Annotated in this window: 13 protein-coding genes; 12 read left to right on the top strand and 1 reads right to left on the bottom strand. The window is 61.4% G+C overall.

Annotation, left to right across the window (positions count from 1 at the left end; genetic code table 11):
- The first annotated feature begins 8 nt into the window (after positions 1 to 8).
- Positions 9 to 590: a CDP-diacylglycerol--glycerol-3-phosphate 3-phosphatidyltransferase gene (pgsA, locus tag WCY17_RS10390; protein WP_372702115.1), complete on the top strand. Its 582-nt coding sequence runs from the start codon at positions 9 to 11 to the stop codon at positions 588 to 590.
- A 51-nt stretch (positions 591 to 641) separates the two neighbouring features.
- On the opposite strand, the gene queF is transcribed toward pgsA, so the two are convergent.
- Positions 642 to 1472 (bottom strand): NADPH-dependent 7-cyano-7-deazaguanine reductase QueF, encoded by an 831-nt coding sequence (gene queF, locus WCY17_RS10385; protein ID WP_372702114.1) that lies wholly within the window; start codon positions 1470 to 1472, stop codon positions 642 to 644.
- A 297-nt stretch (positions 1473 to 1769) separates the two neighbouring features.
- On the opposite strand from queF, the gene aceA reads away from it, so the two are divergent.
- From aceA to WCY17_RS10330, 11 genes are all read left to right on the top strand, one after another.
- Positions 1770 to 3089, top strand: coding sequence for an isocitrate lyase (aceA, locus tag WCY17_RS10380; protein ID WP_372702113.1), 1320 nt, complete (start codon positions 1770 to 1772; stop codon positions 3087 to 3089).
- A gap of 141 nt (positions 3090 to 3230) precedes the next feature.
- Complete coding sequence (locus tag WCY17_RS10375) at positions 3231 to 4175, top strand: hypothetical protein (RefSeq protein ID WP_372702112.1); 945 nt, start codon at positions 3231 to 3233, stop codon at positions 4173 to 4175.
- Positions 4176 to 4184: 9 nt separating this feature from the next.
- Positions 4185 to 4328, top strand: a complete 144-nt coding sequence (ccoS, locus tag WCY17_RS10370) for a cbb3-type cytochrome oxidase assembly protein CcoS (RefSeq protein WP_372702111.1) — start codon at positions 4185 to 4187, stop codon at positions 4326 to 4328.
- Positions 4329 to 4349: 21 nt separating this feature from the next.
- Positions 4350 to 5831 carry a cytochrome-c oxidase, cbb3-type subunit I gene (ccoN, locus tag WCY17_RS10365; protein ID WP_372702110.1) on the top strand — a complete coding sequence of 494 codons (1482 nt, stop codon included), beginning with the start codon at positions 4350 to 4352 and terminating at the stop codon, positions 5829 to 5831.
- 13 nt (positions 5832 to 5844) lie between these two features.
- Complete coding sequence (ccoO, locus tag WCY17_RS10360; protein WP_372702109.1) at positions 5845 to 6501, top strand: cytochrome-c oxidase, cbb3-type subunit II; 657 nt, start codon at positions 5845 to 5847, stop codon at positions 6499 to 6501.
- Position 6502: 1 nt separating this feature from the next.
- Positions 6503 to 6676, top strand: coding sequence for a cbb3-type cytochrome oxidase subunit 3 (locus WCY17_RS10355; RefSeq protein ID WP_372702108.1), 174 nt, complete (start codon positions 6503 to 6505; stop codon positions 6674 to 6676).
- A complete protein-coding gene (ccoP, locus tag WCY17_RS10350; protein ID WP_372702107.1) occupies positions 6673 to 7578 on the top strand; it encodes a cytochrome-c oxidase, cbb3-type subunit III in 906 nt (301 codons plus the stop codon). Before WCY17_RS10355 ends, ccoP begins: the two co-directional genes overlap by 4 nt.
- Positions 7579 to 7587: 9 nt before the next feature.
- On the top strand, positions 7588 to 9093 hold the full coding sequence (gene ccoG, locus WCY17_RS10345) for a cytochrome c oxidase accessory protein CcoG (protein WP_372702106.1): 1506 nt from the start codon (positions 7588 to 7590) through the stop codon (positions 9091 to 9093).
- 11 nt (positions 9094 to 9104) lie between these two features.
- Entirely contained in the window at positions 9105 to 9311 is a 207-nt protein-coding gene (locus tag WCY17_RS10340) for a hypothetical protein (RefSeq protein ID WP_372702105.1), read from the top strand.
- 10 nt (positions 9312 to 9321) lie between these two features.
- Positions 9322 to 9573, top strand: a complete 252-nt coding sequence (locus tag WCY17_RS10335) for a hypothetical protein (RefSeq protein WP_372702104.1) — start codon at positions 9322 to 9324, stop codon at positions 9571 to 9573.
- 351 nt (positions 9574 to 9924) lie between these two features.
- Positions 9925 to 11397, top strand: a complete 1473-nt coding sequence (locus tag WCY17_RS10330; RefSeq protein WP_372702103.1) for an aldehyde dehydrogenase — start codon at positions 9925 to 9927, stop codon at positions 11395 to 11397.
- Positions 11398 to 11419: the final 22 nt, after the last annotated feature.

Genomic DNA, 11419 nt, shown 5'->3' with positions numbered 1-11419 from the left:
CGTCTATCATGCCTTTGAATATCCCGATTGCCCTCACCTGGTTGCGCATTGCCATGATCCCGCTGATCGTGGGGGTGTTCTATCTGCCCGATGCCTGGACAGCCGGCTGGCGCGATGCGGCGGCGGCACTGGCGTTCATCGTGGCGGCCGTAACCGACTGGCTCGACGGCTGGCTGGCGCGCCGCTGGAACCAGACATCGGCCTTCGGCGCATTTCTCGACCCGGTGGCCGACAAACTCATGGTCTGTGCGGCACTGTTGATCCTGCTCGATCTGGGGCGGGTGGATTCGCTCATCGCCCTGGTCATCATAGGCCGGGAGATCACTATTTCTGCATTGCGTGAATGGATGGCCAAGATCGGCGCCAGCAGCAGCGTGGCCGTGAACTGGCTGGGCAAGTTCAAGACGGCGGCGCAGATGGTTGCGATCCCGTGCCTTCTCTACTGGGCGCCGTGGCGTGGGCTGCCCATACGCTGGATCGGCACCGTGCTGATCATCGTGGCGGCCATACTGACGTTCTGGTCCATGTGCTGGTATCTGCGCATGGCCTGGCCGCAGATGCGCGAGCGTGCCACGGGCGGCCCGCAATGATCCACAAGGCCGCGCTGTATTCCTTTCGCACCGGGGTATGGGCGGGATCCCTCATTGCCTGAGCGTGCGGCTGTGGCTGATGTCGCCGGGGTCATGGTTGGCCCGCCAGGGGTTGATGTCCAGGCCCCCGCGTCGCGTGTAGCGGGCGTAGACCAGCAGCGTTTCAGGGTGGCAGCGCTGCATGATTTCGCCGTAGATCTTTTCCACGCACAGTTCGTGAAACTCTTGTGTGCGGCGCAATGAGACGATGTAGCGCAGCAGGCCTGCGCGGCTGATCTTCGGGCCGGCATAGGTGATCTGCAGGCTGGCCCAGTCGGGTTGGCCCGTAACGGGGCAATTCGATTTCAGCAGTTCACTGACCAGGGTCTCGCGTACGAAGGGCGCCGAGGCGGTACATGCCAGCGCCTCGGGCTGGGGCAGGGTGGTGGCTTCGAACTGGAGCGTCTGGTCATCGATGCAGCTGCCGCGCAAGGGGGCGCAACTGAGTTCGAAGGCAGGACGCACCGACAGGATCTCGACCCCGACCGGCTTGCCGCAGGCGCGTGACAGGTCTGTATACAGGCGCAGCCGGACAATATCGGCGTATTCGAACCGTTCTTCGTTGTAGCTGTTCAGGTAGAGCTTGAAGGACTTGGATTCGATCAGGCCGGGGCTGTCATGGGCAAAGGTGAAGCGGCCCATGGCCACCACAGGCTTGCCTGCCGCGTCGAGCCAGGAAAGTTCATAGGCGTTCCAGATATCGGCACCATGGCTGGCCAGCGGCAAGGCCAGCTGGCTGCGTGTGCCGGCCCGTTCGATCACATGGAGCAGGCCGGGGTCGTAGTGGTCGGAGGCGGCGACCGCCTTGCCCAGCGGGCTGTCGGCGAGGGATTTGAATGACATGATGGCAGGGCCCGGAAGAAGAATGCACTGGATCCCGATACTCTATACCCTCGCCGTATTTTTCGTATGGTGAAACCTTGCTGGTGGCATGTGAAACAGACATGCTGCAGTGCGTTGAAAATATTTTCATGATATCGAAAATTATTTCATAACATGAAATAGAAAATATAACAGCATGATTTTACGTAATAAAAAATACTATCTTATATAAGACATATGAGCTATATGCGCTGCATCATCCGAGTACACTGTGCCCATTCGATTTCATTCCATTCCAATCCTTTCGGGAGATGCACGATGAGTACCAGAGAAGATGAAGTCCGCAACCTGCAGCGCCGCTGGGCTGAAGATGCGCGCTGGCAGGGGATCAAGCGCGGCTATGACGCCGAAGAAGTGGTCCGTCTGCGTGGCTCGGTGAAGGTCGAGTACAGCCTGGCCCGGCGCGGCGCCGAAAACCTGTGGCGGCTGTTGCACGAAGAGCCCTTCGTCAATGCCCTGGGTGCCCTGACTGGCAATCAGGCCATGCAGCAAGTCAAGGCCGGCCTGAAGGCCATCTACCTGTCGGGCTGGCAGGTCGCCGGTGACGCGAATATCGCGGGCGAAATGTACCCCGATCAATCCCTGTATCCGGCCAATTCCGTACCCATGGTGGTGCGGCGCATCAACAATGCCTTGCTGCGCTGCGACCAGATCCAGTGGATGGAGGGCAAGAATCCCGGAGAGGCCGACTATATCGACTATCTGGCGCCCATCGTGGCCGACGCCGAAGCGGGCTTTGGCGGTGTGCTCAATGCCTTTGAATTGATGAAGGCCATGATAGAGGCCGGGGCTGCCGGGGTGCATTTCGAAGACCAGCTGGCCTCCGTGAAGAAATGCGGCCACATGGGGGGCAAGGTTCTGGTGCCCACGCGCGAGGCCGTGGCCAAGCTGGTGGCGGCCCGTCTGGCGGCCGATGTGATGGACGTGCCTGCGCTGCTGGTGGCCCGCACCGATGCCGAGGCCGCTGACCTGCTGACCAGCAACGTCGACGAGAATGATGCCCCGTTCATTACCGGTGAGCGCACCGTGGAAGGGTTTTACCGCACCCGCGCCGGCCTGGATCAGGCCATTGCGCGCGGCCTGGCCTACGCGCCCTACGCGGACCTGATCTGGTGCGAGACGTCGACGCCCAATCTCGAGTATGCCCGCCGCTTTGCGGACGCCATCCACCGGCGCTTTCCCGGCAAGATGCTGGCCTATAACTGCTCGCCGTCGTTCAACTGGAAGAAGAATCTGGATGACGCCACGGTCGCGCGCTTCCAGCGTGAACTGGGCGCCATGGGCTACAAGTTCCAGTTCATCACCCTGGCGGGCTTCCATGCGCTGAACTACAGCATGTTTGAACTGGCGCATGGCTACGCCAGCCATCAGATGACGGCATTCGTCGAATTGCAGCAGAAGGAATTCGCGGCGGCCGACAAGGGTTTCACCGCCGTCAAGCACCAGCGCGAGGTCGGGGTCGGGTACTTCGATGCCGTCACGCAGGCCATCGAAGGCGGGCAGTCCTCGACGACGGCGATGGCGGGCTCGACCGAAGAAGCGCAATTCGAAGAGGGCGCCGAGTCGCAAGTCGCCTGAACGGGCTTGTTCTGAACAGGGCAGGGAGGGCACAGCCTCCCTGTTTTTTTTGGCGTCAATGTCCATGCTGTCAGTAGTGTTGATATTCATTTCTTGATTTGGATCAAAGTATCTTTGCGCGCCTCTGGCTATAGTCGGTTCATGCGTACGCCCAACCTGTTTTCTCCGCCAGCTGGCATCAGCGAGTCCTCGCGTCGTGAACGGCGCCGCATGCTGGCGCGCACGGGGCTGGCCTGGCTGGTGATGATGCAGGTCATGATGCTGGCATTCCCGGGCTATCTGCGCCATGCCGAACGTTCGGCCGAAGCCCAGCAGACGCTCGAGCAGGCCATTGTGCTCATGAACTGGTCCAGCCTGGTGCTGTGCATGCCGCTCATCACGTATTGCGCGTGGCCGCTGTGGCAGGGTGCCTGGCACGACCTGGGCCGGCGCCATGTGGGCATGGACGTGCCGGTGGCGCTTGGCCTGCTGGCGGCGTTCATCCCCAGCGTGATCGCCACCTGGCGTCAGGCGGGCGAGGTGTATTTCGATTCGGTCTCCATGTTCGTCGCCTTTCTTCTGGGCGCGCGCTATCTTGAACTCTGTGCCCGCCAGGCGGTGGCTCATCTGCCGGCACACGGCCCCGACGGCACCCTGCTGGCGCTGGCGGATCGCTGGGCATTGCGCTTTGTCTGCGTGCAGCTTCTGCTTGCGGCTGGCGTGGGCCTGTGGTGGTGGTGGGTTCAGCCAGGCCAGGCGGTTGCCGTGACGGTCGCGCTGCTGGTCATGAGCTGTCCCTGTGCGCTGTCCATGTCCGTCCCGGCGGCGCTCGCGGCGCGGCGTACCCTATCGTTGCGCCACGGGCGGCAGTCGGCCGCCGAAGAGCAGTTTCTGGACGAGGCCATGCAGCGCGTGGCACGCCAGAACCTGTTTGGTTCGCTGGCCTGGCACGGGCTGGTCACGCCGCTGGCGGCCGTCGGCTGGGTGCAGCCCTGGCTGGCCGCGCTCACTATGCTGGTGTCGTCGCTGGCCGTGGCGGCCAATGCCTGGCGCCTGACCCGCATCAGGGGGTCCGGCGCGTTTGGCCTGGTCAACAGTACCGGATGAGGCGTGCGCATGGATGGCCTTTTCCTGCTTTTGCCGATCTCCCTGCTGCTTGTCCTGGGGATCGGGGTGGCGTTCTGGTGGGCCGTGTTTTCAGGCCAGTTCGATGATGCCGGAGAGGCCGCACAGGCCATTCTGGACGATGATGATTCTTGACTTGTTCTGAGGGGAACACTTATGGGCATGACCGGTACAGCCAGTGCTCCGGCCGAGACCTTCAACTACCGGGTGGTCAGGCAGTTTGCCATTGCCACCGTATTCTGGGGCATTGTCGGCATGGCCGTGGGGGTGCTGATTGCCGCGCAGCTGATCTGGCCCCAGCTCAATTTCGACATACCCTGGCTCACGTATGGCCGCCTGCGGCCCCTGCATACCAACGGCGTCATCTTTGCCTTCGGGGGCTGTGGCCTGTTCGCGACCTCTTACTATGTCGTCCAGCGTACCTGCCAGGCGCGCCTGTTTTCCGAAAAGCTGGCCGCCTTCACCTTCTGGGGCTGGCAGCTGGTGCTGGTGGGGGCCGTCATCACCCTGCCCATGGGTTTCACATCCACCAAGGAATACGCCGAACTCGAATGGCCGCTCGACATCCTGGTGGTGATCGTCTGGGTCGCCTATGCGGTCGTGTTCTTCGGCACCATCGTCAAGCGTCGCGTCAAGCATATTTATGTCGCCAACTGGTTCTTCGGCTCATATATCCTGACCATCGCAATCCTCTACATCTTCAATAATCTCGAACTGCCGGTGTCCATGTGGAAATCGTATTCCATCTATCCGGGGGTTCAGGATGCCATGGTGCAATGGTGGTACGGCCACAATGCGGTGGGTTTCTTCCTGACCACCAGCTTCCTGGGCATGATGTATTACTTCGTGCCCAAGCAGGCCGGGCGCCCCATCTACTCGTATCGGCTGTCCATCGTGCACTTCTGGGCGCTGGCCTTCACCTACATGTGGGCCGGCCCGCACCACCTGCTGTACACCTCGCTGCCCGACTGGACCCAGTCCCTGGGCATGGCCTTCTCGCTGATCCTGCTCGCGCCCTCGTGGGGAGGGATGATCAACGGCATCATGACCCTGTCGGGTGCGTGGCACAAACTGCGCACGGATCCCATCCTGAAGTTCCTGGTGGTCTCGTTGTCCTTCTATGGCATGTCCACCTTCGAAGGTTCGATGATGTCGATCCGCACGGTCAATGCGCTCTCGCACTATACCGACTGGACCATAGGCCACGTGCATTCGGGTGCGCTGGGCTGGGTGGCCATGATCACCTTCGGTTCGCTGTACTACCTCATCCCCAGGCTGTACGGGCACCAAAAGATGGCCCGTCCCGAACTGGTCAACCTGCATTTCTGGCTGGCCACGCTGGGCGTGGTGCTGTACATCGCCGCCATGTGGATTGCCGGGGTCATGCAGGGCCTGATGTGGCGCGCCACGAGCGAAGACGGCATGCTGACCTACAGCTTCGTCGAAGTCGTCAAGGCCACGTATCCGTTCTATGCGATCCGGCTGCTGGGTGGCCTGTTCTTCCTGACCGGCATGTGCCTCATGGGCTGGAATACCTGGCTCACGGTGCGCGGGCAGACCGGCGTCAACCCCAAGGTGCCGCTCGAGACGCTCGATCCACGCACACCCCGACAAACCGCCGTCCCGGCATCGGCCTAAGGAGCAGACCATCATGTCAGGGCACAAGAAACGCTTTTCCCATGAACTGCTCGAGCGCAACATCGGCCTGCTGATCGTCTTCAGCATCCTCGTGGTGTCGTTCTCCGGGCTGGTGCAGATCATCCCGCTTTTTTTCCAGCATTCGACCACGACACCGGCCGAAGGGGTCGCGCCCTACGAGCCTCTGCGGCTGGTGGGGCGCGACGTCTATATCCGCGAAGGCTGTGTGGGCTGCCATTCCCAGCAGATCCGCATGCTGCAGTCCGAAGTGCAGCGCTACGGGCCGTATTCGGTGGCCGGCGAATCGGTATACGACCATCCCTTCCTGTGGGGGTCCAAGCGCACCGGGCCGGATCTTGCACGGGTGGGGCAGCGCTACTCCGACGAGTGGCATCGCATCCACCTGCGCAATCCGCGCGATGTGGTGAAAGAATCGAACATGCCGTCGTACCCGTGGCTGCAGCGCAACTCGGTCGAAGGCACCAATGTGCGCGAACGCATGGCAGTGATGCGCACCATGGGCGTGCCGTATACCGACGAGCAGATCCAGGCGGCGCCTGAGGCGCTGGTGGGCAAGACCGAAGAGGATGCCATCGTGGCCTATCTGCAGGGTCTGGGTGTCGCGGGCCGTGATGCCGCGCTGCAGTCCATGCACAGGGGAGAGCACTGAGATGAGTCCAGTACTGATTGGCATCGGCACCGTGCTGGCCATGGCCACCTTCATCGGCATTGTCTGGTGGGCCTGGTCGGGCCGCCGCGCCAAAGACAACGAACAGGCGGCCAATCTGCCCTTCGATCTGCCCGATGAGTATCCAGGCGACAAGAACACCGGGGAAGAGAAATGAGTGATTTCGTCAGCAGCTTCTGGAGCTATTACATTGCCATCATTGCGCTGGGCGGTATCGCCTGGTGTGTCTATCTGCTGTTCTCCCAGCGGGCCTGGCTCAAGCAGGATGTGGCCGAGGTCGAGGATACCGGCCATGTGTGGGATGGCGATCTCACCGAACTGAACAATCCCGTGCCCCGCTGGTGGACGGTGATGTACCTGGGGCTGTGCATCTTTGCCCTGGGGTACCTGGTTCTGTATCCGGGTCTGGGGTCGTGGTCCGGCGTGCTGGGCTTCACCGCGGGCAAGCAGGTGCAGGCCGAGCAGGCCGAACTCAATCAGCGCATCGAACCGATCTATGCGCGCTACCGCGAAATGCCGATCGAAGAGATCGCTGCCGATGCGCAAGCGCAGAATATCGGCCAGCGCCTGTTCCTGAACAACTGCGCACAATGCCACGGCTCGGATGCCCGCGGCAGCCGTGGCTTCCCCAATCTGGTGGACGGCGACTGGCTCTGGGGGGGATCCCCAGAGCAGATCCTGACGACGATCACCGAAGGGCGCCACGGCATGATGCCGCCCTGGGGCGCGGTCATCAAGCCCGACGAGGCCTCGGCCATTGCGCAGTACGTGCGTTCATTTTCGGGGCTGGCGCATGACCCGATCCGCGTCAATGCAGGCAAGCGGGGTTTCGATACCTATTGCGTGGCCTGCCATGGCGCCGATGGCAAGGGCAACCAGGCCCTGGGCGCGCCCAACCTGACCGACGAGATCTGGCTCTACGGCAGTTCGGAACCCACCATCGTGGAGACCATTCTGTATGGCCGTGACAACCAGATGCCGGCGCAAAAGGACAATCTCACACCGGAACAGATCCGCCTGCTCGCCGGCTGGGTCTGGGGCCAGTCCAACCCTCAGTGAGATCGCATCATGTCAGAACCCACCGCCGACCAGAATCCAGCGCGGCCGCCCGATGACCTCTCCGGCTGGCAGCCCGCCCGCCGCGTGATACGCAAGGGCTCGGGGGGGACATCGCCGCAGGTCGAAAAGGCACTGGCCGAAGTGCGCTCCAAGATCCACCCGCGTTCGGTGCAGGGTCATTACGCCCGGATTCGGGTGCTCATGGTCGTGCTCACCCAGCTGGTCTTCTACGGCCTGCCCTGGCTGCAGTGGAACGGGCGCCAGGCCGTGCTGTTCGATCTGGCGGCGCGCAAGTTCTACCTGTTTGGCATGGTGCTCTGGCCCCAGGACGTCATCTACCTGACGGTTCTGCTGGTGCTTTCGGCTTTTGCCCTGTTCCTGTTCACGGCCATGGCGGGGCGCCTGTTCTGTGGATATGCCTGTCCGCAGACGGTATATACCGAGATCTTCATGTGGATCGAAGCCAGGATCGAGGGTGACCGCCTGGCGCGCATCCGCCTGGACCAGCAGCCCTGGAATGCGCGCAAACTGCGTCTGAAAGCCACCAAGCATTTCCTCTGGGTGGTGGTGGCACTCTGGACGGGCTACACCTTCATCGGCTATTTTGCGCCCATCCGTGAGCTGGGTACGCACCTGCTGGCGTTCAGCCTGGGCCCGTGGCAGTGGTTCTGGATGCTGTTCTATGCTTTTGCCACCTGGGGCAACGCCGGCTTCATGCGCGAGGCGGTCTGCAAGTACATGTGCCCCTACGCGCGCTTCCAGAGCGTCATGGTTGACGACGACACGTTCGTGGTCACCTACGACCACGTCCGTGGCGAGCCTCGCGGCGGCCGTTCGCGCAAGATCGATCACAAGGAAGCCGGCATGGGCGACTGCGTCGATTGCAGTCTCTGCGTGCAGGTCTGCCCGACCGGGATCGACATCCGCGACGGCCTGCAATACATGTGCATCGGCTGTGGTGCCTGTGTGGATGCCTGCGACACGGTAATGGACAAAATGGGCTACGAGCGTGGCCTGATCCGGTATACCTCGGGCAACGCCATCACCCAGGGGCTGACTCAAAGCCAGGTGCGCCGGCGTGTGTTGCGGCCACGGGTACTGGCCTATTCCGCCTTGTTGCTCCTGATCGCCATCGGCTTTGTCTTTTCGCTGGCCACGCGCACGACCTTGCGCGTCGACGTCATCCGTGACCGTGGCGCACTGGGCCGCGAGGTGGCGGGCGGGCTGATCGAAAATGTCTACCGCCTGCAGATCATCAATTCGGCCGAGACACCCGTCTCGGTTGAGCTTAAGGCCACCGGCCTGCCGGGGCTCACGCTGCAGACGGCGGATCATGGCCATACGCGCATCGCACTCGACGGTTCATCCAATCGGCTGGTGCCGGTTGTTCTGCGGGCACCGGCCGAAGGTCTCAAGCCCGGGCTGTACGACATCCAGTTCGAATCACAGGGCGCCCGCGAGGGGGCTGCGGTGGATACCATCATCGAGCAGTCCAGTTTTTACGTCCCCAACTGACAGAGGCTCTTATGTCCGAATCTTCGCGTGAACTCTCTGAAGGAAAGCCGTGGTATCGCCATCGCTGGCCCTGGCTGCTCATGCTGGGGCCGGCGCTCGCCGTGGTGGGCTGCGTCATCACCATCGTGCTGGCCTTTCAGGCCTTCGGGGATCAGGGCATTACCGACGGCGGTACGCGCCAGGGCCTGGTCGTGACGGCCCCGGCTGCCCGTCACTGAAGGAGGCACCATGAAGGCTCGCAAGCTGATGTGGATCCTGTGGCCTGCCTTCCTGATGGCTGCCATCTGCAGCACCTTGATCTTTGCCCTGATCGATCCGCATGATCTGGTGTTCCTGGGCCAGTGGCAGGCCAGCCGGCCCACGGTCTATACGCTGGGTTTTTTCATCTTCTGGCTGATGGCCGCCGGCTCGAGCGCCCTTACGCTGCGGATTGCACCGCGGGGGGTCGAGCTGGATGAATTCGGTGATCCGCTCGAATGAGCCGGATCAAAGGCCCCAGTGGCTTCTGTCTGTTGTTCATCCCTGCCTGACGGCCTGTCCGCTCTGGTTCAACAGCCCATCATTTCGTGAAAGGGGTTGCTGGCGCACAGGCCGGCCTCTGACGCGGACCGCTGGTCGCAGGAATCCACTGCGCCAGTCCCTGCTGTTCGGGTTCTTTCGAGCCCCTGAACCCATAAGATCAGAATTCTTCAAAGTACCCAAATTCTAGGGTAAACACTAGGATCTTCTGGCTGGTCAGGTTCCTATAATTCAATTGTATACCAAAGAATCCAATAGTTTGCCTTATGCATGGTTGGTATGAGATGGGCGAACCAGGAAAAGGGATAACACGTGAAATACAGTCTATTCATTGGTGGCGAATGGGTCACAGGGCCAGATCAGGAGTACTTTCCGGCGGTCAATCCATATAACCAGGAAATCTGGGCCGAGGTGCCTCAGGCGTCCGAAAATCAGGTCATCCAGGCCATTGATGCAGCGCGCGATGCCTTCGAGACGGCCTGGTCGAAAACATCCGGTCTCGAGCGTGGCCGATTGATGAACCGGATGGCCGATTTGCTTGAGGCCGATGCACAGCGTATGGCTGTACTCGAGACCACGGACAATGGCAAGGTCATTCGCGAAACCAAGACGCAAATGCACATGGCAGCTCGAGCCTACAGGTTCTATGCTGGTGCGGCCGACAAACTGTCTGGTGGTTTGTTCCCGCTCGACAAGCCGAATGTGCTTGATTACGCAAAGAAACTGCCTCTGGGGGTTGCGGTCCTGGTGACCGCCTGGAACTCGCCGATGGCATTGCTCAGCAACAAGCTGGCACCGGCATTGGCGGCAGGCTGTACGGTGGTCATCAAACCTTCAGAGCATGCATCGGTGACCACGCTCGAGTTTGCCAAATTTGTCGAGCAGGCAGGTTTTCCAAAAGGGGTCGTGAATGTCGTGACCGGTGATCACAGGGTAGGCCAATGGCTGGTCAATTCACGCCGTGTGGACAAGGTCAGCTTTACCGGCAGCCCGGGTGTGGGCCGGAAGATCGCGTCGGACGCCGGGCGTAATCTGACGCCGGTGACTCTCGAACTGGGTGGCAAGTCGCCCAATATCATCTTCGAATCGGCCGACATCGACAAGGCGGTGGTCGGGGCTCTTGCCGGGATCTTTGGCGCGACGGGCCAGACCTGCATCGCCGGATCCAGGCTGCTGGTGCAGGAGCCCGTGTACGACATCATCGTTGAAAGACTCGTGGCCCGCGCCAAAGGCATTGTGCTCGGCAATCCGCTGGATCCCGGTACGGAAATGGGCACATTGGCAAATCAGCCGCAGTTCGATCGGGTCATGGGCGTGATCAGGCAAGGAGCCGGCGATGGTGCAGTACTTGCTGCTGGCGGCAAGCGCGCCGGGGGTGTCGGGCTTGAAAAGGGTCTGTTTATCGAGCCCACGATTTTCAGGGATGTGGAAAATACCATGACATTGGCCCGCGAAGAGATTTTTGGTCCTGTGCTGTCCATCATCCCGTTCAAGGATGAGGCGAGCGCAATCCAGATGGCCAATGATACGGATTATGGCTTGGCGGCCGGGATCTGGACCACGGATTTGAATCAGGCCTTGCGAGTGTCCGATGCGGTGCATGCAGGTTGTGTCTGGGTCAATACGTACCGTGCGTCCGCAATGCAGGCGCCGTTTGGCGGCTTCAAGGATAGCGGGTTCGGCCGTGAGCGAAGTCTTTGGGCGCTGGATGAATACATGACCTACAAGAATGTGATGATCGATTTCTCTGGTGAAGAACGCGACCCATTTGCCATCAGGGGCTAGGCTGCCGAATCGGCCGGACGCT

The sequence above is a fragment of the Castellaniella sp. genome, from assembly GCF_041677825.1.
Taxonomy (GTDB): Bacteria; Pseudomonadota; Gammaproteobacteria; order Burkholderiales; family Burkholderiaceae_B; genus Castellaniella.
The sequence above is the reverse complement of the archived record's forward strand: the minus strand, read 5'-3'. Positions and strand labels throughout refer to the sequence as shown.

Coding starts and splice junctions, on each gene's coding strand:
- ccoG (WP_372702106.1), top strand. CDS start 7,588: ATGTCAGAACCCACCGCCGACCAGAATCCAGCGCGGCCGCCCGATGAC.
- ccoS (WP_372702111.1), top strand. CDS start 4,185: ATGGATGGCCTTTTCCTGCTTTTGCCGATCTCCCTGCTGCTTGTCCTG.
- pgsA (WP_372702115.1), top strand. CDS start 9: ATGCCTTTGAATATCCCGATTGCCCTCACCTGGTTGCGCATTGCCATG.
- ccoP (WP_372702107.1), top strand. CDS start 6,673: ATGAGTGATTTCGTCAGCAGCTTCTGGAGCTATTACATTGCCATCATT.
- aceA (WP_372702113.1), top strand. CDS start 1,770: ATGAGTACCAGAGAAGATGAAGTCCGCAACCTGCAGCGCCGCTGGGCT.
- WCY17_RS10355 (WP_372702108.1), top strand. CDS start 6,503: ATGAGTCCAGTACTGATTGGCATCGGCACCGTGCTGGCCATGGCCACC.
- WCY17_RS10375 (WP_372702112.1), top strand. CDS start 3,231: ATGCGTACGCCCAACCTGTTTTCTCCGCCAGCTGGCATCAGCGAGTCC.
- queF (WP_372702114.1), bottom strand. CDS start 1,472: ATGTCATTCAAATCCCTCGCCGACAGCCCGCTGGGCAAGGCGGTCGCC.
- WCY17_RS10340 (WP_372702105.1), top strand. CDS start 9,105: ATGTCCGAATCTTCGCGTGAACTCTCTGAAGGAAAGCCGTGGTATCGC.
- WCY17_RS10335 (WP_372702104.1), top strand. CDS start 9,322: ATGAAGGCTCGCAAGCTGATGTGGATCCTGTGGCCTGCCTTCCTGATG.
- ccoN (WP_372702110.1), top strand. CDS start 4,350: ATGGGCATGACCGGTACAGCCAGTGCTCCGGCCGAGACCTTCAACTAC.
- ccoO (WP_372702109.1), top strand. CDS start 5,845: ATGTCAGGGCACAAGAAACGCTTTTCCCATGAACTGCTCGAGCGCAAC.